Source organism: Achromobacter sp. RW408, from assembly GCF_003184165.1.
Lineage (GTDB): Bacteria > Pseudomonadota > Gammaproteobacteria > Burkholderiales > Burkholderiaceae_B > Achromobacter > Achromobacter xylosoxidans.
The window spans coordinates 628,073-652,029 of the sequence record NZ_QHHO01000049.1 but is presented as its reverse complement, the minus strand read 5'-3'; the positions used below and the strand labels follow the sequence as shown (position 1 = coordinate 652,029).

The following is a 23,957-nucleotide window of genomic DNA, read 5'->3' as shown; positions in this document are numbered from 1 at the left end:
GGTTCATAGACCAAGAAAAGGGAATTCCGGTTCTGGACGGCGTCCGCTCAGCAGATCGGCCAGTGCCCGGCCCGAGCCGACGCCCATCGTCCAGCCGAGAGTACCGTGTCCGGTATTGATATACAAATTGGGGATACGGCTACGGCCGATGATGGGCACGTTCGAGGGAGTGGACGGGCGCAGGCCCGACCAATAACTGACGCGCTCGAAATCGAGCGCGTCGGGAAAGAGTTCGCGGGCGAGCCGCGTCATGGCTTCGCAGCGGCCGGTGTTCAGGCCGCGCGAATAGCCGGACAGCTCGGCGGTGCCGGCCATGCGCAGGCGGTCGCCGAGCCGCGAAAACACCACCTTGTGGCTGCTGTCGGTCAGGCTGACCGTGGGCGCGGCGCCCGGTTGCAGGACCGGGAAGGTCGCCGAATAGCCCTTGGCCGGATAGACATTGCACGGAATGCCGAGCGGGCGCAGCAGCGAGGGGCTGAAACTGCCCATGGCCACCACGTAGGCGTCGGCGGCCAGGGCGCCGTAGCGGCCATCGGGTTCGATCAGTTCGACGCCGCTGACCGCGCCGGCCTCGGTGATGAGCCGGGTGACGCGGGTGCTGTAGCGGAATTCGACGCCGGCGCGCGCGCAGCGCTCGGCCAGCGCGACGGTGAACAGGTGCACGTCGCCGCTCTCGTCCTCGGGCGTGTAGTCGCCGCCGACGATGGTGTTGCGATGCGGCGCCAAGGCCGGTTCGATGGCGATGACCTCGTCCGTCGACACCACGCGGCGCTCCACGCCGAAGTCGCGCATCAGGCCGGCGGCGCGCTGCGAGTTCTCGAATTCGTGCTGATCGCGGTAGAAATTCAGGATGCCGCGCTCGAGGTGGTCGTATTCGATGCCCAGCTCGGCGCGCATGCCGCGCAGCGTGGCGCGGCTGTATTCGGCCATGCGCACCATGGCGCGGATGTTCGGCGCCAGCCGGCCCGGCAGGCATTCGCGCAGGAAGGCCAGGCCCCACATCCACTGGCGCAGGTCCAGCTGCGGACGGAACAACAGCGGCGCGTCGTCCTGGAACATCCATTTGAGCAGCTTCAGGGGCGCCTGCGGATTGGCCCAGGGCTCCGCATAGGAGACCGAGATCTGCGCGCCGTTGGCAAGGCTGGTCTCCTGGGCGGGTCCGGTGCAGCGGTCGATGACCACGACGTCGTGGCCGGCCTGGTTCAGCCACCAGGCGCTGGAGATTCCGATGATGCCGCTACCCAATACCGCTACTTTCATGCCCGCATTGCTCCCTGCGTACCCGCGGGCCCTGCGGACACGATGTCCGCCCCCCCGCGGCAAGCCGCTGCCAAGATGACACCGCAGTTTACCCCGGCGCCCCGCCCTCGCCTACGCCCGCCGCCATCAAAAAAAGGGGAGGAATCCGCCGATGCCGGATCCCTCCCCTTCGCGTTGCGCGCGGCCTGATCTCGGTCAAGTCGCGGCTTTCGCCAGATCGGCCTCGGACGTGAAGGCGTCCGCATAGAATTCCTCGGGCGGCAGGCCGCACTGGGCGCTGAACTCGCGCCGGGCGGCGTCCACCATCGGCGGCGCGCCGCAGGCGTAGACCTGGTGGCCCGACATGTCGGGGATGTCCTGCAACACGGCCTCGTGGACGAAACCGTCACGGCCGCTCCAGCCGTCTTCCTCGAGCGCGTTCGACACCACCGGCACGTAGCGGAAGTCCGGCAGGTCACGGGCCCACGACTGCGCCAGCGCGTCCATGTACAGATCGCGCGGGCGACGACCGCCCCAGTACAGCGCGACCGGACGGCGGATGTTCTTGTGGATCATGTGCTCGACGATGGCCTTCACGGGCGCAAAGCCCGTGCCGCTGGCCAGCAGGATGATCGGCTTGTCGCTGTCTTCGCGCAGGAAGAACGAACCGAACGGCCCTTCCAGCCGCAGGATCTCGCGTTCTTTCATCTGCGTGTCGCCGGCGCCGAACACGTGGTCGGTGAACACGCCGCCCGGCAGGTGACGGATGTGCAGTTCCAGCGGGCTGCCGGTGTGCGGCGCGCCAGCCATGGAATAGCTGCGGCGGCGGCCGTCCTTGAGGATGATCTCGATGTACTGGCCGGCGTAGTAGCGGAATTGCTCCGAGGCGGGCAATTGCAGCTTGAGCACGGTCACGTCCGGCGCCGCCTTTTCCATCGTCTGCACGCGCGAGGGCAGCTTGCGGATCTGGATGTCGCTGGCCAGGCGCACTTCGGTGGACTCGACCACCATGTCGGAGGCGGGCCGGGCCTGACAGAACAGGGTGTAGCCGTCGGCCAGCTCCTCGGGTGAGAGGATCTGCGCGGGGTACTGGCCGGCGTCGAACTCCCCGGACACCACTTTGCCCTTGCAGGTGGAGCAGGCGCCGTTGCGGCAGCTGTAGGGCAGCACGATGCCCGCGGCCAGGGCGCCGTCGAGCACGGTCTGGCCGGGCTCGACCGGGAATTGATGCTTGCTGGGTTGGATGATGACCTGGAAGCTCATGATGAAACGTATCAGGGGGATCAGGGTTGACGGCGCCCATGGGACACACCCCACGGCACGCCGCCCGGCCCGGCCTCAGGCCGGGAACTTGCGGATTTCCTTGACGCGGTTGGCGTCGTCCACCAGCACGACCTGCGGCTTGTGGGTGGCGGATTGCTCTTCGGACATCGGCCCGTAGGTGCAGATGATCATCAGGTCGCCGACCTGCGCCCGGCGCGCGGCCGCGCCATTGAGCGAAATGATGCCGCTGCCGCGGGCCGCCTTGATGATGTAGGTGTCGAAGCGTTCGCCGTTGTTGATGTTGTAGAGTTCGATGCGTTCGAACTCGCGCATGCCGGCAGCGTCCAGCAGGTCTTCGTCGATGCCGCAAGACCCTTCGTAGTGCAGGTCGGCTTCGGTGACCGTGACGCGGTGCAGCTTTGCCCGCAGCATGATGCGTTGCATGATGGAAATATCCTGGTTTCGCGTGCCGGAACGCGAAGTGATGCGATGAATGTGAAACACCCGCGGATGGCGCGCACCTGCGGGCATGCAGCCGAACGGCACCCGGTTTTGCCGTCGGAAGCCGGTATTCTATAATTTTTGCCGCGACGGGACGGCCCGTTGCTGCGCTGGCCGCGACATGGCGGCATTTGCCATCGGCAACGACGGCATTGGCCATTGCCGCAAGCGCATCAATCCGGGGACGACCCCTCTCAAGTAGGAGTCGTCATGACCTGGATCATCCTTGTACTGGCCGGCCTGTTCGAAATCGTCTGGGCCGTCGGCCTCAAATATACCCATGGGTTCACGCGCCTGATGCCGTCGCTCGTCACCGTCGGCGGCATGCTCATCAGCTTCTGGCTGCTGGCGCTGGCCATGAAGACGCTGCCGCTGGGCACCGCCTACGCGGTGTGGGTCGGCATCGGCACCGTCGGCGCCTTCGTGGCCGGCATCATCCTGTTCGATGAATCCATCAGCTGGCTGCGCATCGCCAGCGTGGCGCTGATCGTCGTGGGCCTGATCGGCCTGAAGCTGTCGTCGGCCTGATCGGCGGCCGGATACCGCCGCCCCGGCCGCGCGCCGGGGCGCGGCGGGCTAGAAATCCAGTTCGATGTCGACCGCGTCGCCCACCTTCAGGCGGGCGCCGGCCGGCGCATCGACGATGGCATTCTGGCCAAACACCACCCCGATCTCCAGGTTGCGGTAGCCCGCCAGCGTGCGGCCCGGCTCGTCGTGCTGCACGGCGGTGCGCTGATCGATGTCGGGAATCGAGCAGCGCGTGCACGGCTTGACGAACGCCATGCTGACCGCGCCCGTGGTGATCATGGCGGTATGGTCTTCCTCGAAGGCCTGCCACTCGCCCTGCACCACGATATTGGGCCGGAACCGGTCCATCGGCACCGGCGCCACGCCCTTGGCCCGCAGGCGCGCGTTCAGGTCATCGAGCGATGCCTGGTTCGCCACCAGCAGGGGGAAGCCGTCGGCAAAGCCGAAGAAGTGATCTCCCCCGAACGTCTGCGCCAGATCTGGATGGCTTTCGGCCCACTTGTCCACCCATTCCGGCTTGGCGGGCCGCGTCGCGCCGGCGTCGACCTTGTACAGGCGGCAAGGCGTCTTGAGGAAATCCGAACACCACTGCGCCGCCGCCTCGCTCTCGCGGCGCGCGTCGAGCGTGTCCTTCCAGACACCCACGCTTTCGACGCCGGGTTGCAGCGCCGAGCCGTCCAGCGGCACGTCCAGGTCCGGCATGCCGGGCGCCGAAAGCCGCAAGGCATCGGCCGTGAGCGCCGTGCGGATCAGGGCCATGGCCGCCCACTGGCGCTGCGTCATGAAATGGCCGTCCGCCCCCACCAGCATCCAGCGGCGGTCGTGGGCCAACCCGGCGCGGTCCACCGGCGACTCGGACAGGTCGATACCGGCACAGGATTTGACGGGGTAGATATGCAGGCTGAGGATACGGGCGGACATGATGCGACTTCCGGCAGGGAAAGACGGCAGAGCATAGCGGAACGACGAAAAAAAGCCCAGGCCGAAAGGCCTGGGCTGCGGCGCATGCAAGCGGCGCGGGCGTTCTTTCCCTCACGGGAAAGCGCGCAGCGGGAACGGCATGGGTCGCCCCCGCGCGCGGTGGGTCAGGCCACGCCCCGACCAGCGCCGGCAAGCATCCGCCGCGGACAAGGTGCAGCGCTAGCTGCCGACCAGCTTCAACGTGTCGAGCGGCGTGACCGCCTTGAACGCCTTGCGGGTGGCGATGTGCTCGGGACGCGGGGTCAGGCCGTACTTGGGCGGCTCCAGCGTGTTTTCCATGCTGTTGTAGACCATGAACACGTTGGCGCGCGGCCACGGCGAGATGTTGCTGTTGGAGCCGTGCATGGTGTTGCAATCGAAGAACACCACCGACCCCGCCTTGGCCGTCATCGTGCGGATGCCGCCCTGCTCGACCAGCAATTGCAGGCTGACCGGATCCGGCACGCCGTACTCCTGCTTCTTGAGCGACTGCTTGTAGTGGTCGTTGGGCGTTTCGCCGACGCACGAAATGAACTGCCGATGCGAGCCCGGCACCAGCATCAGCGGGCCGTTGCAGTCATTGTTCTCGGTCAGCAGCACCGAGCAGCTGAGCGCGCGCATCGACGGCATGCCGTCTTCCACGTGCCAGGTCTCGAAGTCGGAGTGCCAGTAGAACTCCTTGCCCTTGAAGCCGGGCTTCATGTTGGCGCGGGACTGGTGGATGTAGACCTCGGACCCCAGGATCTGGCGCGCCACGTTGACCAGCCGCGGATCGCGCACCAGGCGCGCCAGCACGGGGTTCAGGACGTGCACCATGAAAATGGAGCGCACGGCGTTGCTGCCGGGCTCGGTGATCGACTCCTCGCGGCGCACGATCGACGGGTCGCGCGTCATGCGCTCGACCTCGGCCGACAACGCCCGCACTTCGGCTTCGGAGAACAGGTTCTCCAGCAGCAGGAAACCATCGCGCTCGTAGCTGCCGATCTGCTCGCCGCTCAGGGCGTCGGCGTACTTGCCTTCTCCATAGACCACCGGATCCTGGCGGGAAATGATGGCGGAACTTCGATCCGTACGGGAGGCGTACGGATCCTGCGCAGGTGAGATCATGCGAACCTCCTTGTATCAGGCCGCTTGGGCTTCGGCTTCAGGCAGGGCGTAGACGCCCTCTTTGTCATGCACTTCCTGGCCGGTCAGCGGCGGGTTGAAGACGCAGATGACGCGCAGCGGCTCCTTGCCGCCGCACAGCCAATGCTCGTCATGCTCGTTCAGCGCGTAGACCACGCCCGGGCCAAGTTCATACTTCTTGCCGTCGGCAATCGTCTCGATGGAGCCGTCGCCCTCGATGCACCACACCGCCTCCAGGTGATTCTTGTAGTGGATGTGGGTGCGACCGCCCGGGAAGATAGTGGTCTCGTGGAAGGAGAAGCCCATGCCGTCCTTCTTGAGCAGCACGCGGCGGCTGACCCAGGTATCGGTGCGGACTTCGTCGGCGGTGCCGATCACATCTTTGACATTGCGTACGATCATTGACGTTTTCCTCCAAATTTCAGGATGCGGGCGGACTGCCCCTCTTCGGCCAGCGCGTCGGCCACGCTGGCCTCGATCACTTCCAGGCCCTTGGACAGCAGTTCTTCCTCGATGGTCAGGGCCGGCAGCAGCTTGAGCACTTCGTCATGCGCACCCGAGGTCTCGATGACCACGCCGCGCTTGAAGGCGTTGGCGGCGATGCGGTTGGACAGCGCCGGGGTGGCGTTGCTCACCAGGCCCTGGATCAGCCCGCGGCCCCGCACCGACAGGCCGGCGTTGGGATAGCTGTGCACCAGGTTCTCCAGCCAGTCGCGCACCAGGCGCTCCTTGCGCTGGATCTCGGCGGTGAACGCGGTGTTGGCCCAGTAGGTCTCCAGCGCCTGGGTGGCGGTGACGAACGCCAGGTTATTGCCGCGGAAAGTGCCGCTGTGGGCGCCGGGTTTCCAGACGTCCAGCTCGGGCTTCATCAGCACCAACGACATCGGCAGGCCGAAGCCCGACAGCGACTTGGACAGCGTGATGATGTCCGGGCGGATGCCGGCGGCCTCGAAGCTGAAGAAGGTGCCGGTGCGGCCGCAGCCGACCTGGATGTCGTCCACGATCAGCAGCATGTCGTGGCGCTTGCAGAGCTTGTCCAGTTCCTTGAGCCAGCGCAGCGTGGCAACGTTGACGCCGCCCTCGCCCTGCACCGTCTCGACGATGACGGCGGCGGGCTTGTCCATGCCGCTGCTGGGATCTTCCAGCATGCGCTCCAGGTAGGCCATGGTGTCCACGTCCGGGCCGAAGTAGCCGTCATAGGGCATGAAGGTGGTGTTGGCCAGCGGGTAGCCGGAGGCGTCGCGGAACTTCATGTTGGCGGTCACCGCCAGCGAGCCGCCGCTGACGCCGTGAAAACCGTGCGTGAAGGAAATCACATTGGGACGCCCCTTCACCTGGCGCGCGATCTTGAGCGCCGCCTCGACCGCATTGGTGCCGGTGGGGCCGGTGAACTGCAGGGTGTATTGCCAGTTGCGCGGCTTGAGCAGCACGCGGTCGACCGCCTCGAGGAAGCTTTTCTTGGCGCTGGTGGCCATGTCCAGGCCATGCACCACGCCATCGGCCTGCACGTATTCGAGCAGTTTTTCCTTGAGGATCGGATTGTTGTGGCCGTAGTTCAAGGTGCCGGCGCCACTGAAGAAGTCGATGTACTCGCTGCCTTCCTCATCGACCAGCGTCGAACCCCTGGCCTGGCTGAAGATCACGGGAAACGACCGGATATAGCCTCGTACTTCCGACTCCATCCGGTCAAAGATTTTCAAGTCCATGTGATTAATCCTCCCTTTCATCTCATAAGTTGACAGACGGCCAGATCCCTTCCGCATGCGCGCCGGGCGCATCCGGATGCGTCAAAGCCATCCCGGTTTTCGACAGAACCGCGTTGCCGCCTAGGGGGCGGGCAGGGTGAACGGGCCTATCCTCAACAACATCTCGTCGTCATGGTCCGCGCCGCCGAAAAGCTGCCGATCGAAGAACGGCTGCTCGGAGACGTGGGCGCCCAGCTCGCTGGCCAGGCCGGCGAACGTGCGGCGCGAGGCCTGGTTGTCAGGCGCCACCGTGGTTTCAAGATGACGAACATGCACGAGCCCCTCGCGTTGCAAGAGCGCCCGGAGCATGGCGCGGCCTAACCGTTGGCCGCGTGCGCGGGTGTGCACGGCGACCTGCCAGACGAACAACACGTCGGGCCTGTCGGCAAGCACGTAAGCGGAGATAAATCCATCGATGCGTCCACCGGCGCTTTCGGCCAGGACGCAGGTGCCGCGGTTGTGCTCGCACAGGAGCAGGTACGCGTACAGGGAATTGAGGTCGAGTGGCGGGCACTCGGAAATGAGCTGGTGGATCGCGGCGCCGTCCTTGCGGCGGGGCTCACGCAACAGATGCGTTTTGCTGCCCGCCGCCGGCGCCACGGCACTTGAGGTCGTAGGGTCGTTCAGTTCGTTTGCTCTCATACAACCAATCCTGATTCGGGAGGCGCGCCACCCGTGGGCACCTCGAGGATGGGCGACGAGACGTCGCCCTGGGTTTCCGTCGCCACCCCGCTCTCTTCTTCCATGAGCGCGACGATGCGCTCGAGCGACAGGGTGATGGTGGCCTGCTCCAGCTCCGGCAACGCGTTGAGCGCGTCGGCCAGGTGCTTCTGCAGCGGCGACGGCGCCTGCTGCGCGACTTCGCGGCCGGCATCGGTGGCCGTCACGAAGACGATGCGGCGATCTTCGCGGCCGCGCTCGCGGCGGATCAGGCCCTTGTCTTCCAGGCGGTCGAGAATGCCGACGACCGTGCTGGGGCTGACGTGGATCTCGCGGCTGATCGCCGTGGCCGTCAGCGGCCCGTTTGCAATGACCGTGCGCAGGCACATCAGCTGCGGCGCGGTAATGTGGCTCACCGCGGACAGCTGGCGCGAATGCAACGCAATGGATCGCGTGATCCGGCGCAGCGCCCGCAGGATGCGCAGGTCGTATTGCTGCGCGGGGTCGGTTACGGTCTGTTTATTCATGACTGAATTAGTTCAGCTAAATTGATTTCTATACGAATGATATGGGTGACCCATCCCCGTGTCAAACCGGATTGACCCTCATTTTGTAATCATTTCCGCGCAATCCGCCGTCAAGTCGCCGGGGGCGTTCCAGGGAAACGCCGGCGTTACGATTTGCCAGAATTGTTCTACATTCCGCAAATAAAACATCTGTTTTTCTTTTTGCCGAGACGGATGTAGCATTTGTTTTATTGCTCCTTCCCTGCTGCCATGATCGCGCCTCTGCAAGACCATCTGCGCCACCTCAGCGCCACGCTGCCCGCCGAGCTGCAGCGCGCCGCCCAATGGGTGCTGGCCAACCCGGCCGAAGTGGGGCTTTGGTCGATGCGCCGGCAGGCGCAGGCGGTGGGCGTGTCGCCCGCCACCATGCTGCGGCTGGCGCGCGCCGCGGGCCACGACAGCTATGAGGCCTTCCGCGCCCCGTTCCAGCGCGCGCTGGCCGGTGCCGCCGAGGGTGGGCTGCGCGAGCGCGCGGCGCGCCTGCAAGCCTCGCACGCCCGGCAGTCCGGCGGCCGCGGGCAGGACGCGCTGACGCAATGGCAGACAGCAGCCCTGGCCTCGATCCGGCAGGTCAACGACGACGCCGCTTTGGACGCCGCCGTCGATGCCCTGCTGCGGGCCCGCCAGGTCGGCTTCCTGGGCACGCGCTCCGCTTTCGGCATCGCCTTCCAGATGCGCTATGCCTACCACCTGCTGCGCCGCAACGGCATCCTGATCGATGGCCTGGGCGGCGCGTCGGCCGAAGATGCCGACAGCCTGCAGGCGGGCGATGTGCTGGTAGTGGTGTCGCAAGCCCCCTATCCCGGCGCCACCGTGCGCCTGACGGCCCAGATCGCCGCCCGCGGTGTCACCGTGCTGGCGCTGACCGACAGCCTCGCCAGCCCGATGGCCCGGGCCGCCCGCCATGTATTGCATTTTGCCCGCCCCGCCGAGGCCGGCGCGGACGCATCGGCGCCGCGCGGCCCCGCCTCGTTCTTCCACAGCACCGCGGGCCTGCTGGGCCTGGCCGAACACCTGATCGCGCGGCTCGCGGCCCGTGGCGGCGACGAGGTGCTGCAACGACTGGCCGAGATCGAAACACGATTGCGGGACGAAGGCGCCTATTGGCAGGAGCCGCCGCCGCGGCGCGGCCGCGACCGCGCTCCGGTCCCTGATTGAACGCGCCCGCGCCCCGCGCTCACGCCAGCCCCGACATTTCACGCCCCTTGCCAACGTTCCCGCCCCGGAGTTCCTCGCCATGACCAGCACCCGAGTCCTTCATCGTTCCCTGCGCAGCACACCCCCGGTCGCGGTCCGTGGCCAGGGCGTGTGGCTCTATGACCAGCAGGGCCGCGCCTACCTGGATGGCTCCGGCGGCGCGGCGGTCTCGTGCCTGGGCCACAACCATCCCGACGTGCAGGCCGCGATGCATGCGCAGATCGACGCGCTGGCCTACGCCCACACCAGTTTCTTCACCACCGAGGTGGCCGAAAGGCTGGCGGCGACGCTGGTCGCGGACGCGCCCGCCGGCACCTCGCACGCCTACTTCGTCTCTGGCGGCTCGGAAGCCGTCGAGGCCGCGCTGAAGATGGCGCGCCAGTACTACGTCGAGATCGGCCAGCCGCAGCGCCGCCATATCGTCGCGCGGCGCCAGAGCTATCACGGCAACACGCTGGGCGCGCTGGCGGTCGGCGGCAACGCCTGGCGCCGGGCGCAGTTCGCGCCATTGCTGATCGACGTGGCCCACGTTGCGCCCTGCTACGCCTATCGCGACCGCCACGACGGCGAAACCGACGACCAGTACGCCGAACGCCTGGCGCAGGAATTGGAGCAGACCTTTCAGCGCCTCGGCCCCGACAGCGTGATGGCCTTCGTCGCCGAGCCGGTGGTGGGCGCGACCTCGGGCGCGGTGACCGCGGTGCCGGGCTACTTCCGCCGCATCCGCGAAGTCTGCGATCGCCATGGCGTGCTGTTGATCGCCGACGAGGTGATGTGCGGCATGGGCCGCACCGGCACGCTCTACGCGGTCGAGCAGGAAGGCATCACGCCCGACCTGATCACCATCGCCAAGGGCCTGGGCGGCGGCTACCAGCCGATTGGCGCGGTCATGGCGCAAGAGCGCATCGTGCAGGCGATGCAGCAAGGCAGCGGCTTCTTCCAGCACGGCCACACCTACCTGGGCCACGCCACCGCGTGCGCGGCCTCGCTGGCGGTACAGGAGGTGATCAAGCGCGACCATCTGCTGGCGCGCGTGCGCACCCAGGGCGACGGCTTGCGCCAGCGCTTGCAGCAAGCCCTGGGCGAGCACCCGCACGTCGGCGACATCCGCGGCCGCGGCCTGTTCATGGGCGTGGAGCTGGTGCGCGACCGCGCCAGCAAGGCGACCTTCGATCCGGCGCTGTCGCTGCATGCGCGCATCAAGCGCGAAGCCATGGCGCGCGGCCTGATGGTCTATCCGATGGGCGGCACCATCGACGGCCGCCACGGCGACCACGTGCTGCTGGCCCCGCCCTTCATCATCTCCGACGACGAACTGGACCAACTGACCGAGCGCCTGGCGGGCGCCATCGACGCCGCCATCGCTGGCGGCGGCGCCTGACCCCGCGCTAGCTTCCCTGTTCCGCCGCCACGCGGCGCCAGGCGGGCCAGGCGCCGATGGTCAGCGCGCGCAGCAACCACTCGACCGGGCCGTAGGCATGGCGGCGCAGCCACCATGCCGACAGCGGCAACTGCGCCACGAAGATGGCCACCGCGATCAGCACCCCCGCCCCGGGCGAAACACTGCCCGACAGCCGCAGCCCCCACGCCTTGAAGATCAAGGCGCAAAGCAACGATTGCATCAGGTAATTGGTCAGCGCCATGCGGCCCGCCGGCGCCAGGCAGCGCGCCAGCCAGGCTCCCGGCCGCGTGCGCATCGCCAGCAGGAAGGCGGCGGCGTATGACATGCTCAGCAACGGCGCGGTGAACAGATCCACCGCCAGGCCCGGCGTCTCCCACAGGGCGCTCATCGCAGGCAGCGCGCTGGTCGCATAGGCGGCGGATCCCGCCAGTCCGGGCAAGGCCCCCAGCGCGCACAGCAGCCACAGCACGCGCGGCTGCCGCCATGGATCGGCCAGCGCCTGCCGGCGCCCCAGGGCATATCCGACCAGGAACATCGCGAAAACGAAGGGGCCCTGCACCAGCAGGATGACACCCCAGATACTGGAGGTCAGTTCGTACCAGTGCCGCGCGATAGTGGTGCCGATGGTACCGCGGTAGGCCACCAGCGCCGCCTGCGCGTCGGCCACGTACGCGGCGGCGCCAGAACGGCTCAGGGCTTCGGTGCCGGCGGGGTCCAGCAGACTAAGGCCGGCCAATAGCGCCCAGGCCAGCGACACCAGCCCGATCAGCCACAACGCCAGGCGCAAGGCACGGCCCGGCGCCATGCCGCGAACGGCCATCAGGGCGAGCCCCAGCAGCGCGTAGGTCAACAGGATGTCGCCCTGGTAGAACAGCACGGCGTGCGCCAGGCCCAACGCCGCCAGCCCTGCCAGGCGGCGCAGGAAACGCGGCGCGAAGGCCGCGCCGCCGCGCTCGGCGGCGGCCATCTGCAAGGTGAAGCTATAGCCGAACAGGAACGAGAACAGCAGGTAGAACTTGGTCTCGAACAGCCACGCCACCAGCCACCGCACGGCCAGGTCCGCCCGGCTCGAAAACGCCGGATCGGCGATGCCATTGGCATAGAACGGCGAGGCGAATACGCCGATGTTGACGACCAGGATGCCGAGCAAGGCGAAGCCGCGCAACGCGTCGACCTGCGCCAGCCGCGGCGGCGCCATCGCGACACCGTTTGCGCCGCCGGTGGCGTCATTGGCGATGCTGCCGTGGGCGGCGCTCATGGCCGCTCTCCCGCCGCGCCGGGCGCCGGCGGCAGGCACCCCTGCAACGCCGCGTCAAGCAAGCGGCCGCCCGCCGCCGCGTCGAATTGCGGATCGACCACGGACCGGCTGTAGATCCCATCCAACAGCAGCAACAGCATGTCGGCCATTTCCGACACCGGCCGCGGCATGGCGGTTTGCGGCAGGTTGCGCCACACGGCCGCCAGCAGCGCCGAAAGCGACGCCTTGCGTTCGTTCTCGTTGGCCATGACCAGCGCGTGCACCCGAGGATTGCGCACCGCCTCCGCCAGGATCTCCATGCCCAGGCGGGCAAAGCCCGGATCACGGTACTGCGCCAGGTTCTCGTCGATCCAGCCGATCAAGGCGGCACGCGCATCGGCCGCCGGAGGATCCGCCTGCCGGCGTTCGCGCAATGTGTCGGTATCCGAGGCGATCAGCGCCTCGATGATCTCGGCCTTGCTGGCGTAGTAGTGGAACAGGTTGCCGGGACTCATCCCGGCGCGTGCGCAGATCTGCGCGGTCGAGGTGGCGTGGAAACCATTTTCGGCGAAGCACTCGGCGGCCGCGGCCAGTATCTGGCGGCGCCGCTCCAGTTGCCGGGCGGGATCGATCTTGCGCATGCGGCTGACGGAGGATTAATTAATAGACTGATTGATCTATCTATTAAATATCACGCCACGGGCGACGGTCAAGCCAAGGGATGAAAAAACGGCGGACCCGAGGGTCCGCCGTTGATGGCCGCGTCGCCCGCCGGCAGGTCAGCCCAGCACCGGCGACAGCAGCGGCTGCTTGGGCCGCACGTCCAGCGCCCGCCCCTTGCGGGCGCGCTTGCCGACGTACACGGCCAGCGCCGCGCCCGCCAGGATGTCCTCGGTGTGCTTGTTGCGGTAGATGCCCGCCGCGCGCAGGCCGAGCGCGCCGATCGGCACGGTCTGGTCCAGCTTGTCGGCGCCGTCCAGCCCCATCAGGATGGTGCCGCGCCCGCCGCCGGACAGCGACTTGACTTCATCCAGCCCGAACACCAGGAACTTGCCCTTCTGCGACAGCAGCGCCAGCTGCGTGGCGCCCTCGAACAGCGGCACCGGACGCAGCAGTTCGTCGCCCGCCTCCAGCGTGATGAACTGCTTGCCCGCGCGCTGGCGGCTGGTCATGTCCGACAGCTTGGCGGCAAAGCCATAGCCGCCGCGCGTGGCCAGCAGCCAGCGGCTGTCGGCCGCCGCCGCGATGGTGTGGACGATGCGGGTGCCGCTTTCCAGGTCGATCATGGTGGTGACCGGCTGGCCATCGCCGCGCGCCGAAGGCAGCCCGGCCACCGGCACCGAGTAGACACGGCCGTTGTCGCCCATGGCGATCAGCGTGTCGGTGGTGCGGCATTCAAAGGCGCCATAGAGATCGTCGCCCTGCTTGAAGCCGAACTGCGAGGCATCGTGGCCGTGGCCCTGGCGGGCGCGCAGCCAGCCCTTCTGCGACACGATCACGGTGACCGGTTCGTCCAGCACCTTGGTTTCGAGCACGGCGCGCTCGGCGGTCTCGATCAGGGTGCGGCGGTCGTCGCCATATTGCTTGGCGTCGGCCTCGATTTCCTTGATGAGCAAGCGCTTGAGGGTGTTGGGATTGTCCAGCAGTTCCTGCAGCGCGACCTGCTCCTTGCGCTTGTCCTCGAGCTCCTGCTCGATCTTGAAGCCTTCCAGGCGCGCCAGCTGGCGCAGGCGCATTTCCAGGATGTCCTCGGCCTGCCGGTCGGACAGGTTGAAGCGCTCCATCAATGCCGCCCGCGGCTCGTCCGATTCGCGGATGGTCTGGATCACTTCGTCCACGTTCAGGTAGACCACCATGCGGCCTTCCAGCACGTGGATGCGGTCGATGACCTTGTCCAGACGGAAGCGGGTGCGGCGCAGCACGGTATTGGTGCGGAACGCCAGCCATTCGGCCAGGATGTCGCGCAGGCCCTTCTGGCGCGGACGGCCGTCGGTGCCAATGCAGACCAGGTTGACCGAGGCGCTGCTTTCCATGCTGGTCTGCGCCAGCAGGGTGTTGACGAACTCGTCGCGGTCGACGCGCGAGGTCTTGGGTTCGAACACCAGGCGCACGGCGGCGTCCTTGCCGGATTCGTCGCGCACCGCGTCCAGCAGGTTCAGCATCACGGCCTTGGCCTGCGTCTGCTCGGGCGTCAGGCTCTTCTTGCCGCTCTTGACCTTGGGATTGGTGATTTCCTCGATTTCTTCGAGCACCTTCTGGCACGAGGTGCCGGGCGGCAGCTCGGTGACCACCAACTGCCACTGGCCGCGCGCCATTTCCTCGAACTGCCAGCGCGCCCGCACCTTGAGCGAGCCGCGCCCGCCGGCGTAGATCTGGGCGATGTCGGCGGCCGGCGTGATGATCTGGCCGCCGCCAGCGAAGTCCGGGCCGGGGATCATGCCGAACAGCTCGGCGTCCGGCAGTTGCGGCTGCTTGATCAGCGCCACGCAGGCCTGCGCCACTTCGCGCAGGTTGTGCGGCGGGATTTCGGTGGCCATGCCGACCGCGATGCCGGAAGCGCCGTTCAGCAACATCACCGGCAGGCGCGCCGGCAGCATCTGCGGCTCTTGCTGGCTGCCGTCGTAGTTGGGCACGAAATCGACCGTGCCCTCGTCCAGTTCGTCCAGCAGCAGCTTGGCGATCGGCGTCAGGCGCGCTTCCGTGTAGCGCATCGCCGCGGCGTTGTCGCCGTCGCGCGAACCGAAGTTGCCCTGGCCGTCGATCAGCGGATAGCGCAGGGAGAAGTCCTGCGCCATGCGCACCATGGCGTCATAGGCCGCCTGGTCGCCGTGCGGGTGGTATTTGCCCAGCACGTCGCCGACGACGCGCGCGGACTTGACCGGCTTGGCGCCGGCCGCAAGGCCCATGGCCTGCATGGCGAACAGGATACGGCGCTGCACGGGCTTCTGCCCGTCGCCGACGTCGGGCAGGGCCCGGCCCCGCACCACGGACACTGCATAGTCCAGATAGGCCTGTTCGGCATAGCGCGCCAGGGTGATGGCGGCGTCGCCGCCCTCGTCGGGCGCGGCGTCGAACAAACCTTGTTGATTGCTGTCGGTCATGATGGTTTCAGGTAGACAAATTCATTGAAACGGCGTCATTGGGAACGCGCGGCGCCCAGCAGCTGGGAGTCGGCCACGTGCTCGCGCAATTGGGCCCGCACCGCGTCCAGCGTGGCGGCGTCCTGCCCGCGCTTGGGAATGATCACGCCCTGCAGCGTCCCCAGGATGACATACAGATGCTGCGGCGTTTCCTCGACCCGCCGCACGTCGACCCAGTCGATGCGCCCCGAGGCGTCGGCGATGCTGTCCTCGATGCCGTCGGCGCCGAAGACCAGCTGGTGACGTCCCAGGAACATCCCGTCCGGCCGCTTGGCCAGCATGCGGCGCGTGTTCATGCGCACCAGTCCCGGCAGCACGAACTCGTAGGCCAGCGCCAGCAGCGCCAGGATGCCCAGGCCGACCGCCAGCCCCTCGAAGTACACCGGCAGCAGCAGGCCCCAGTTCGGGCCATGCCCGTCCCAGGTCTGCCAGACCAGGTAGCCCAGCAGGACCACGACCATCAACACCGCGAAACGCAGGTGCGACAGGTAGCGACGGCGGCGCAATTCGGGCCGCTTGTACACATAGGCCGCGAATTCGGCGTAGTCGTCGGCGGTCAGGTCGACCGCCATGGCGGCGGACAGCGGCGGGGACGAGGGCAACGACATCAGATGTCCAGCTCCGCCAGGTTGCCCTTCTCTTCGATCCAGGCGCGGCGCTGCGAGGACTCGCCCTTGCCCATCAGCATGTCGAACATGCGGGTGGTGTCTTCGGGGGTCTGGTCGCCATAGCCCACCGGCAGCAGCCGGCGCGTGTCCGGATTCATGGTGGTTTCCCACAGCTGCTCGGGATTCATTTCGCCCAGGCCCTTGAAGCGGCTGACCGCCCAGCTGCTTTCACGCGAGCCTTCCTTGCGCAGCTTGTCCTGCGCGGCTTCCAGCTCGCCTTCGTCAAGGCAGTAGATCTTGCGCGCCGGGCGCTTGCCCTGCGCCGGCACGTCCAGGCGGAACAGGGGCGGCTTGGCGACGTAGACGTGGCCGGCCTCGACCAGCTTGGGAAAGTGCTTGTAGAACAGCGTCAGCAGCAGCACCTGGATGTGCGAACCGTCGACGTCGGCATCGGACAGGATGCAGATGCGGCCGTAGCGCAGCCCCGACAGGTCGGGGGTGTCGCCCGGGCCGTGCGGATCGACGCCGATGGCGACCGAGATGTCGTGGATTTCGTTGTTGGCGAACAGGCGGTCGCGGTCGACTTCCCAGGAATTGAGCACTTTGCCGCGCAGCGGCAGGATGGCCTGGAATTCCTTGTCGCGGCCCATCTTGGCCGAGCCGCCGGCCGAATCGCCCTCGACCAGGAAAACCTCGGTGCGGGTGGCATCGCTGGATTCGCAGTCGGTCAGCTTGCCGGGCAGCACCGCCACGCCGGAACTCTTGCGCTTTTCGACCTTCTGCGCCGAACGCTGGCGCGCCTGCGCCTGGCGGATGGCGAGTTCGGCCAGCTTCTTGCCGTATTCGACATTGCTGTGCAGCCACAGGTCGAGCGCGCTCTTGGCGAACCCGCCCACCAGGCGCACGGCGTCGCGGCTGTTCAGGCGTTCCTTGATCTGGCCCTGGAATTGCGGGTCCAGCACCTTGGCAGACAGCACGAAACTGGCGCGCGCGAACACGTCCTCGGGCAGCAGCTTGACGCCCTTGGGCAGCAGGCTGTGCAGCTCGGCAAAGCCCTTGACCGCGCCGAACAGGCCTTCGCGCAGGCCCGACTCGTGGGTGCCGCCGGCCGGCGTCGGGATCAGGTTGACGTACGACTCGCGCACCGCGTTGCCGTCTTCGGTCCAGGCCACCACCCATTGGGCGCCCTCGCCTTCGGCGAAGGTTTCGTGGTCGGCGCCGGCGTACTGCTGGCCCTCGAAGAACGGCACCATCAGCTCGGCGCCCGCCAGCGCCTCGGACAGGTAGCCGCGCAGGCCGTCCTGGTACTGCCAGGTCTTGGTGTCGCCGGTCTTTTCGTTGACCAACGAGACCTTCACGCCCGGCAGCAGCACGGCCTTGCTGCGCAGCAGGTGGGTCAGCTCGCCCAGCGGGATATTGGGGCTGTCGAAATATTTGGCGTCGGGCCAGACCCGCACGCGGGTGCCGGATTTCTTGCGGCCGCCTTGGTCGTAGGGCGCCAGCGGTTCGGCGACGTCGCCGCCCTTGAACACCAGCCGGTTGACGGCGCCATCGCGCCACACCACCACTTCGAGGCGGGTGGCCAGGGCGTTGGTGACGGACACGCCGACGCCGTGCAGGCCGCCGGAAAAGGCGTAGGCGCCGCCGCCAGCCTTGTCGAACTTGCCGCCCGCGTGCAGCCGGGTGAAGACCAGCTCGACCACGGGGGCGTTTTCCTCGGGGTGCAGGCCGACCGGAATGCCGCGGCCGTCGTCCTCGACGGAGACGCTGCCATCGATGTGCAGCGTAACCAGGATCTGCTTGCCGTGGCCGGCCAGGGCCTCGTCCGCGGCGTTGTCTATGACTTCCTGCACGATGTGCAGGGGGTTTTCGGTGCGGGTGTACATGCCCGGGCGCTGCCGCACGGGCTCCAGCCCTTTCAGGACGCGGATGGACGCCTCGTTGTAACGTGGAGTGGCCAAGTTATCCCCAACATCTGTGGAAAAAAACCGACATTTTACGGATAAGCCCAGATTCTGCGCGGCTCCGGGTGGGATGCGCACGACCTGACCAGCTCCGAATTCGGTAGGATGACGATAGAGACACAGCCAGCGGATCCGGGTTCAATGCGCCGGATCGCGATAACTGCGCCGCGATATCCTACACAAAAGCGGCGAATACTGTTGTTATAAACAGTGGTATGCCTGTTGTTATTGACAGTGGTATGCTTTAATCCATTCCACAAACAAGAACAACGGCAAGGCGCGTCCCTTTTTACGCGCCTTTTGCTGCCGAACCGAGAAACACCATCATGAGCGACCAAATCAAGAACGTCAGTGACGCCAGCTTCGATGCCGATGTGTTGAAATCCGGCCAGCCGGTGCTGGTGGACTACTGGGCTGCCTGGTGTGGCCCCTGCAAGATGATCGCCCCGATCCTGGAAGAAGTCGCCACCGAATACGCCGGTCGCCTGACGATCGCCAAGCTCAACGTGGACGAGAACCAGGGCACCGCCGCCAAGTACGGCATCCGTGGCATCCCCACCCTCATGCTCTTTAAAGACGGCCAGGCTGCCGCCACCAAGGTTGGCGCGCTGTCGAAGTCGCAACTTACGGCATTCCTGGACGGCGCGTTGTAAACTGCGTGCTGTGAACGAACGCGCCGCCCTGGGGGCGGCGCGCATTCAATACCGCGCGAGCCCGTCCGTGGCGCGCCGCCAGAACCCTCCTTTACTTTTCCCCCAACACTCACCGCGATGCACCTCAACGAACTGAAGGCGCTGCATGTCTCGCAGCTGCTGGAAATGGCCGCTGGCCTGGAAATCGAGAACGCCAACCGCCTGCGCAAGCAGGAGCTGATGTTCGCCATCATGAAACGGCGCGCCAAGCAGGGCGAGCAGATCTTTGGCGACGGCGTGCTGGAAGTCCTGCCCGATGGCTTTGGTTTCCTGCGCTCGCCCGAGACCTCGTATCTGGCCAGCACGGACGATATCTACATCTCGCCGTCCCAGATCCGCCGCTTCAACCTGCACACCGGCGACTCGATCGAAGGCGAAGTGCGCACGCCCAAGGATGGCGAACGCTACTTCGCGCTGGTCAAGGTGGACAAGGTCAACGGCGTGGCGCCCGAGGCGATCAAGCATCGCATCATGTTCGAGAACCTGACGCCGCTGCATCCGAACCAGCCGCTGCGCTTGGAACGCGACATCAAGAGCGAGGAAAACCTCACCGGCCGCATCCTCGACGTCTTCGCCCCCATCGGCAAGGGCCAGCGCGGCCTGATCGTCGCCAGCCCCAAGTCCGGCAAGACGGTGATGATGCAGCACATCGCGCACGCCATCACCACCAACTACCCCGACGCGGTCATGATCGTCCTGCTGGTGGACGAGCGCCCCGAGGAAGTGACCGAAATGCAGCGCACCGTGCGCGGCGAAGTGGTCGCCTCGACCTTCGATGAGCCCGCCACCCGCCACGTGCAGGTCGCCGAAATGGTCATCGAAAAGGCCAAGCGCCTGGTCGAAATGAAGAAGGACGTGGTGATCCTGCTGGACTCGATCACCCGCCTGGCCCGCGCCTACAACACCGTGGTGCCGGCTTCCGGCAAGGTGCTGACCGGCGGTGTCGACGCCAACGCCCTGCAACGTCCCAAGCGCTTCTTCGGCGCCGCGCGCAACCTCGAGGAAGGCGGCTCGCTGACCATCCTGGGCACCGCGCTGATCGAGACCGGCAGCCGCATGGACGAAGTCATCTACGAAGAATTCAAGGGCACCGGCAACTCCGAAGTGCACCTGGAGCGTCGCCTGGCGGAAAAGCGCGTCTACCCGTCCATCAACCTGAACAAGTCGGGCACCCGCCGCGAAGAACTGCTGATCGCGCCGGACCTGCTGCAGAAGGTCTGGGTGCTGCGCAAGTTCATCCACGACATGGACGAAGTCCAGTCCATGGAATTCATCCTGGACAAGATGCGCGCCACCAAGACCAACGCCGAATTCTTCGACATGATGAAGAAGAAATAAGCCGTCGCCGCCCGCATGCCGGGCGCACGCATCGATTTGGCGAGGATTGCCCCACGGCGGTCCTCGCCAAATGCTTTTTGGGGGTCTGTATCGCCATGCCAGCGATCGCTGGGGCAGCCGGATCAGTGCTCGATGAACTCTTCCAGGCTGCGTGGCTTGGGCGTCTGCTTGGGCGCCGGCTTGCCCGACGCGTCGATCGGGTCGATCTTGGGATCGTCCCAGCTGCCGGTCACGGCGTATTCCATGGTCATGGCGCGGGCCAGCGGCTGCTTGAGCACCCATTGGGTCACGAAGGCGCCCAGGCCGATCAGCGGATTGACCGCCAGCGCCGTCACCATGGCTGCGCCACTGGCGTCGAGATTGGGGATCACGACCGCTTTCAGATCCCAACGCTCCTGCACGATGTTGACGCCCCCCGCCAGCACGATGGCCGCGACCGGGCCATTGATCTTGTAGCCCTCGGTATTCAGCGAACCATCGGCCAGCTTGATCTGGCCGCGCACGGTATCGAAAGGAAAGCCGTCGCGCAGCAGGTTGGTCGGATTCACGTCAAGCCGGGCCAGGCGCTGCAGCGACTGCAGTGACAGCAGCTCCAGCAGGCGCGCCGTACGCGAATTCACGTGCATGAAGCGGCCCTTGTCCAGGCTGATCTCGGCGTCGCCCACCAGGTCGGCGATGTCATGGGTCCATGGCAGGTTGCGCCAGGTCGCCTTGCCCTTGATGCTGCCGGTCCCGCCGGACACGACCCGGTCAAAGCCGATACGATCCATGAAGCTGCCGACGTTCTCGAACTTGGCGGTGGCGTCCACCGTCAAGCCACGCTCCGGGCCTTCGAGGCGCCAGGCACCGGTCGCATTCAAGGCCGCGGCGTCATTGGTGATCGACAGTTTATCCAGGCGCCACTGGCGACCACGCTCCAGATTCGTGCCCAGCACCTGCAATTCGCCCAGGTTCTTGCCATAGAGGCGGAATTCCTTGGCCTGCAGGTCGATGGCGGGAATGTCCGACAGGTCGTTGCCGGAGGAAAGCGCCTTGTCGGCCTCGTTGGTGTCGTCGGCGCCGCCCAGCGCAAGATACTTGAAACGGGCGGTGATCTGGCCGGCGATCGCGCCGGACGCTTCGCGCCATGACAGCGAACCGGCTGCCTGGCGCGACTGGATGTCCACGCGCCATTGGGCCGGCGCCGGACGGGTGGCGTACAGGGTCAGGTCGTTCAGCGTGTAGCCGCTGGCGCGCAGCAGGCCCGCGCTCAGGCTGACGCGCTCGGCAACCGGCAGCAGCGGCCGGGCCGCCGCGCGCCCCTTGGCTGGCGGCGGGTTGAAGCCGTTGGACACGGCTTCCCAGGCGTCCATGTCCAGTTCCGGCAGGCTGGCGTTCAGGCTCAAGCCGCGTTCGGGCAGGCTGGCGGGACGCTCGATCCCGAGCGCGCCGCGGGTGAAGTATGACGGCGAGGCATCGGCCGGATCACGTTCGAAAAGCGCATTGAGATTGTCGCCCAGGCTGGCGGTGAGCCAGCGCCTGCCCTTGGCTCCCGGATCCTGCGCGGCCCCCCATTGCAACTTCAGGGGCCGGGCCAGCGACGCCGGCTTGCCCACGGGTGCCGGCATATCGATCGCCAGGCCGGTCAGATCGGACTCCACCGACAACTCGACCGAACCGCCGCGCTGGTAGCCGATCCGGCCCTTGTAGGCGGTCTTCCCGGTAAAACGGCCCATCGACGGCGTATTGCTGATCTGCGTCAGCCCGGATCCCGCCAGCACGCCCTCGAAACGCAAGGCATCGGTCGGTTGCGCCAGGCTGCCGCTGAGCTTGACCGGCCCGCCCAGGAACTGGGCGCGGATCTCTTTGGTGCGCACGCCCTTCTCCGAAAAATCCAGGTCGCCATGCATCTGGCTGAGCAAGGGCATTTCCGGCATGAAGGTGAAGGTGTTGTCGGCGAACTGGATCTTGCCTTCCACCTGCGTGTCGTCGGTGTTCATCAACGGCACTTTCAACTTGAGCGGCATGCGCCAGGTGCCAGTGCCGCGCGCCTCGTCCAGCGCGCCGTCCAGCAACTGGCCCAGCGGCGAGCTTTCCGAGAGCGCCAGGTAGGCCGGCACCGGACCGCTGGTTTCACCATTGACGGTCAATTGCGCATTGTGTTCCATGTCGGGAATGGAGGCGGTCACCGCGCCCAGCGTCACGGTCTGGCCTGGGCCGGTATGCGCCAGCGCGCCGCCCGGACTGTCGAGCACCAGCCCAACCTTGTCGATGCGGAAGCTGCCCGACAGGTTCTCCAGCATCGGCCAGCCCTTGCGGTGAGGGCGCGCCGGCGCGTAGTCGACCTTGGCGCCGGAATAGGCGCCGGCGATGACGAACTCGCCGCTCGATCCGGCCGCCCCGAAGGGAAATTCGTCCAGGTCGCCCTTGAGCACAATCGACGCCGACTCCATCTGGCCGGCCGGCAATCCGGTCGCGAGCCATTCGCGCGCGTCCGCGTTCACCTCCAGCGGCAGATAACGATGGATCGCGTTCATGGCGCCGCGCACCAGCGTGCCGCGCATGTCGACGCTACCCGCCGCGCTCTTGCCTTCCCTGCGCCACTGCCCCTGCAGGCGCACATCCAGATCGTCATTGGCGATCCGCAGTTGGGCCACGTCGATGAACCAGTCGTGTTCGCTGGTTCCCTTGATGCGGGCGTCCAGCGCCACCTCGTCGGCTCCCAGCTCGGGTTGTTCGAATATGCCCGGCAGCGCCACGCGCAATTGCTCGGCATGGCCAATGACCGAGAGGTTGGCCGCGCCGGAACTGCGGGCCAGCGGCACCCGCTCGCCGTCGATGAAATCGCCCGGCACGCCCTCGATGCGGACTTGCGCATAGCCGGCGCGCACCGCGGTCGCACCAGGCGCCGCCGACCAGTCCACCCCGCGCGTGGCCACGTCGGCCGTGAGCGTGGTGAACTTGCCATGATCGAGCTGCAGCCAGGCGCGGGTGCTGATGCGTCCCTTGATCGGCGGGGGCGACAGCCAGGGCGCCCAGGCCAGGGGTTCGGCGTCATCCAGCGCGGCGTAGAGCTGCCCGCTCCAGTTGGCCGGGCTGGCGGCATTGGCCGAGAACAGGCTGCGATTGAATTCTCCGCGCAGGTCCACTTTGCGCGCCAACACCGGATCGCCGTCGGCGCGCAGCACGAAGCGATGCGACAAGCTGCCATTGCGCACCAGCAGATCGACATTGTTCAGCACCAGATCCGGCGCCTGGCGCAATTCGTCCTGCCAGCGGATCCGGGCGCCACGGATCTGCACCTCGCGCTGCCCGGTCAGCCAGCGCAGCGCCGGATGATTCAGGTCCGACTGGTGATCGCTGGCATTCAGGTCGATGCCCTGCCCCGCCACCCACAGGCGGTTGGCGGCGTCGCGGCGCAAGGTGAGGTCCGGCTGCTCCACCCGCAGGCGCAGCAACGTGGGCGACAGGGTGAACAGGCTGCGCCAGGCCAGCACCGCCGACACCGAAGGCAGGCTCAGGACCGGCTCCGGCACGTCGTCATAGACTTGCACCGAGCTGAGTTCGAGCTTGGGGTTCAGGCCCTGCCAATCCGCCCGGATGGCCCCGATCGCGACGCGTGCGCCCAGCGCCTGGCTGGCGTAGGCTTCGATCTGGGGGCGCCATTGGTCCACGCGCGGCAAGACCCAATAGCGCACGCCCAGGAGCCCGATGGCCACGACGCCGTACACGGTCAGCGCCACCCAGAACAGGCAGCAGAACACTTTCTTTGAAACAGACACGGATCGGTGGGCAGGAGAATAGTCTTGCGGT

20 protein-coding genes are annotated in these 23,957 nt (G+C 66.8%); 5 read left to right on the top strand and 15 right to left on the bottom strand.

Annotation, left to right across the window (positions count from 1 at the left end):
- Positions 1-3 precede the first annotated feature (3 nt).
- The 3 genes from DK459_RS22485 to panD form a co-directional block, all read right to left on the bottom strand.
- On the bottom strand, positions 4-1,260 hold the full coding sequence (locus tag DK459_RS22485) for a D-amino acid dehydrogenase (protein ID WP_054449218.1): 1,257 nt from the start codon (positions 1,258-1,260) through the stop codon (positions 4-6).
- A 195-nt stretch (positions 1,261-1,455) separates the two neighbouring features.
- Entirely contained in the window at positions 1,456-2,502 is a 1,047-nt protein-coding gene (locus tag DK459_RS22480) for a CDP-6-deoxy-delta-3,4-glucoseen reductase (protein WP_006387834.1), read from the bottom strand.
- Between the two features lie 75 nt (positions 2,503-2,577).
- On the bottom strand, positions 2,578-2,946 hold the full coding sequence (gene panD, locus DK459_RS22475) for an aspartate 1-decarboxylase (RefSeq protein ID WP_006393954.1): 369 nt from the start codon (positions 2,944-2,946) through the stop codon (positions 2,578-2,580).
- A gap of 267 nt (positions 2,947-3,213) precedes the next feature.
- Between panD and sugE the strand changes: the two genes are divergently transcribed.
- Positions 3,214-3,531: a quaternary ammonium compound efflux SMR transporter SugE gene (gene sugE / locus DK459_RS22470; protein ID WP_006387832.1), complete on the top strand. Its 318-nt coding sequence runs from the start codon at positions 3,214-3,216 to the stop codon at positions 3,529-3,531.
- 48 nt (positions 3,532-3,579) lie between these two features.
- Here sugE and DK459_RS22465 read toward each other — a convergent pair whose 3' ends face one another.
- From DK459_RS22465 to DK459_RS22440, 6 genes are all read right to left on the bottom strand, one after another.
- Positions 3,580-4,452, bottom strand: a complete 873-nt coding sequence (locus tag DK459_RS22465) for an MOSC domain-containing protein (RefSeq protein WP_049053498.1) — start codon at positions 4,450-4,452, stop codon at positions 3,580-3,582.
- A gap of 219 nt (positions 4,453-4,671) precedes the next feature.
- Positions 4,672-5,598, bottom strand: a complete 927-nt coding sequence (gene thpD / locus DK459_RS22460) for an ectoine hydroxylase (protein WP_006387830.1) — start codon at positions 5,596-5,598, stop codon at positions 4,672-4,674.
- A 15-nt stretch (positions 5,599-5,613) separates the two neighbouring features.
- Positions 5,614-6,018: an ectoine synthase gene (locus DK459_RS22455; RefSeq protein ID WP_006387829.1), complete on the bottom strand. Its 405-nt coding sequence runs from the start codon at positions 6,016-6,018 to the stop codon at positions 5,614-5,616.
- A complete protein-coding gene (gene ectB / locus DK459_RS22450; RefSeq protein WP_006387828.1) occupies positions 6,015-7,322 on the bottom strand; it encodes a diaminobutyrate--2-oxoglutarate transaminase in 1,308 nt (435 codons plus the stop codon). Before ectB ends, DK459_RS22455 begins: the two co-directional genes overlap by 4 nt.
- Before the next feature lie 120 nt (positions 7,323-7,442).
- Complete coding sequence (gene ectA, locus DK459_RS22445) at positions 7,443-8,003, bottom strand: diaminobutyrate acetyltransferase (RefSeq protein ID WP_006387827.1); 561 nt, start codon at positions 8,001-8,003, stop codon at positions 7,443-7,445.
- Positions 8,000-8,548, bottom strand: a complete 549-nt coding sequence (locus DK459_RS22440; protein ID WP_006387826.1) for a MarR family winged helix-turn-helix transcriptional regulator — start codon at positions 8,546-8,548, stop codon at positions 8,000-8,002. The genes ectA and DK459_RS22440 overlap by 4 nt, the downstream gene beginning before the upstream one ends.
- A 249-nt stretch (positions 8,549-8,797) precedes the next feature.
- Here DK459_RS22440 and DK459_RS22435 point away from each other — a divergent pair, with 249 nt between their 5' ends.
- Complete coding sequence (locus DK459_RS22435; protein ID WP_054449219.1) at positions 8,798-9,745, top strand: MurR/RpiR family transcriptional regulator; 948 nt, start codon at positions 8,798-8,800, stop codon at positions 9,743-9,745.
- A gap of 79 nt (positions 9,746-9,824) precedes the next feature.
- A complete protein-coding gene (locus tag DK459_RS22430) occupies positions 9,825-11,165 on the top strand; it encodes an aspartate aminotransferase family protein (protein WP_054444365.1) in 1,341 nt (446 codons plus the stop codon).
- 7 nt (positions 11,166-11,172) lie between these two features.
- Here DK459_RS22430 and DK459_RS22425 read toward each other — a convergent pair whose 3' ends face one another.
- The 5 genes from DK459_RS22425 to parE all read right to left on the bottom strand — a co-directional run bounded on the left by DK459_RS22425 (position 11,173) and on the right by parE (position 18,132).
- Entirely contained in the window at positions 11,173-12,384 is a 1,212-nt protein-coding gene (locus DK459_RS22425) for a DUF418 domain-containing protein (protein ID WP_035183347.1), read from the bottom strand.
- A gap of 56 nt (positions 12,385-12,440) precedes the next feature.
- Positions 12,441-13,064: a TetR/AcrR family transcriptional regulator gene (locus DK459_RS22420; RefSeq protein ID WP_054444364.1), complete on the bottom strand. Its 624-nt coding sequence runs from the start codon at positions 13,062-13,064 to the stop codon at positions 12,441-12,443.
- A 138-nt stretch (positions 13,065-13,202) separates the two neighbouring features.
- Complete coding sequence (gene parC / locus DK459_RS22415; protein WP_024068333.1) at positions 13,203-15,524, bottom strand: DNA topoisomerase IV subunit A; 2,322 nt, start codon at positions 15,522-15,524, stop codon at positions 13,203-13,205.
- Between the two features lie 35 nt (positions 15,525-15,559).
- Complete coding sequence (locus DK459_RS22410; protein WP_049053492.1) at positions 15,560-16,171, bottom strand: YcxB family protein; 612 nt, start codon at positions 16,169-16,171, stop codon at positions 15,560-15,562.
- Positions 16,171-18,132 carry a DNA topoisomerase IV subunit B gene (gene parE / locus DK459_RS22405; protein ID WP_026383474.1) on the bottom strand — a complete coding sequence of 654 codons (1,962 nt, stop codon included), beginning with the start codon at positions 18,130-18,132 and terminating at the stop codon, positions 16,171-16,173. The genes DK459_RS22410 and parE overlap by 1 nt, the downstream gene beginning before the upstream one ends.
- Before the next feature lie 329 nt (positions 18,133-18,461).
- Here parE and trxA point away from each other — a divergent pair, with 329 nt between their 5' ends.
- Both trxA and rho read left to right on the top strand, forming a co-directional pair.
- Complete coding sequence (trxA, locus tag DK459_RS22400) at positions 18,462-18,788, top strand: thioredoxin TrxA (protein WP_006387817.1); 327 nt, start codon at positions 18,462-18,464, stop codon at positions 18,786-18,788.
- A gap of 117 nt (positions 18,789-18,905) precedes the next feature.
- Complete coding sequence (gene rho / locus DK459_RS22395) at positions 18,906-20,165, top strand: transcription termination factor Rho (RefSeq protein WP_006387816.1); 1,260 nt, start codon at positions 18,906-18,908, stop codon at positions 20,163-20,165.
- Between the two features lie 122 nt (positions 20,166-20,287).
- On the opposite strand, the gene DK459_RS22390 is transcribed toward rho, so the two are convergent.
- Positions 20,288-23,926, bottom strand: coding sequence for a YhdP family protein (locus DK459_RS22390; protein ID WP_058664088.1), 3,639 nt, complete (start codon positions 23,924-23,926; stop codon positions 20,288-20,290).
- Between the last annotated feature and the right edge of the window lie 31 nt (positions 23,927-23,957).

Bases quoted from the DNA above. Each gene is read 5' to 3' on its own strand.
- trxA (WP_006387817.1), top strand. From the start codon at position 18,462: ATGAGCGACCAAATCAAGAACGTCAGTGACGCCAGCTTCGATGCCGAT.
- ectB (WP_006387828.1), bottom strand. From the start codon at position 7,322: ATGGACTTGAAAATCTTTGACCGGATGGAGTCGGAAGTACGAGGCTAT.
- DK459_RS22430 (WP_054444365.1), top strand. From the start codon at position 9,825: ATGACCAGCACCCGAGTCCTTCATCGTTCCCTGCGCAGCACACCCCCG.
- DK459_RS22480 (WP_006387834.1), bottom strand. From the start codon at position 2,502: ATGAGCTTCCAGGTCATCATCCAACCCAGCAAGCATCAATTCCCGGTC.
- thpD (WP_006387830.1), bottom strand. From the start codon at position 5,598: ATGATCTCACCTGCGCAGGATCCGTACGCCTCCCGTACGGATCGAAGT.
- DK459_RS22435 (WP_054449219.1), top strand. From the start codon at position 8,798: ATGATCGCGCCTCTGCAAGACCATCTGCGCCACCTCAGCGCCACGCTG.
- DK459_RS22420 (WP_054444364.1), bottom strand. From the start codon at position 13,064: ATGCGCAAGATCGATCCCGCCCGGCAACTGGAGCGGCGCCGCCAGATA.
- DK459_RS22425 (WP_035183347.1), bottom strand. From the start codon at position 12,384: ATGGCGCCGCCGCGGCTGGCGCAGGTCGACGCGTTGCGCGGCTTCGCC.
- sugE (WP_006387832.1), top strand. From the start codon at position 3,214: ATGACCTGGATCATCCTTGTACTGGCCGGCCTGTTCGAAATCGTCTGG.
- DK459_RS22410 (WP_049053492.1), bottom strand. From the start codon at position 16,171: ATGTCGTTGCCCTCGTCCCCGCCGCTGTCCGCCGCCATGGCGGTCGAC.
- ectA (WP_006387827.1), bottom strand. From the start codon at position 8,003: ATGAGAGCAAACGAACTGAACGACCCTACGACCTCAAGTGCCGTGGCG.
- parC (WP_024068333.1), bottom strand. From the start codon at position 15,524: ATGACCGACAGCAATCAACAAGGTTTGTTCGACGCCGCGCCCGACGAG.
- DK459_RS22465 (WP_049053498.1), bottom strand. From the start codon at position 4,452: ATGTCCGCCCGTATCCTCAGCCTGCATATCTACCCCGTCAAATCCTGT.
- rho (WP_006387816.1), top strand. From the start codon at position 18,906: ATGCACCTCAACGAACTGAAGGCGCTGCATGTCTCGCAGCTGCTGGAA.
- DK459_RS22440 (WP_006387826.1), bottom strand. From the start codon at position 8,548: ATGAATAAACAGACCGTAACCGACCCCGCGCAGCAATACGACCTGCGC.
- DK459_RS22455 (WP_006387829.1), bottom strand. From the start codon at position 6,018: ATGATCGTACGCAATGTCAAAGATGTGATCGGCACCGCCGACGAAGTC.
- DK459_RS22485 (WP_054449218.1), bottom strand. From the start codon at position 1,260: ATGAAAGTAGCGGTATTGGGTAGCGGCATCATCGGAATCTCCAGCGCC.
- panD (WP_006393954.1), bottom strand. From the start codon at position 2,946: ATGCAACGCATCATGCTGCGGGCAAAGCTGCACCGCGTCACGGTCACC.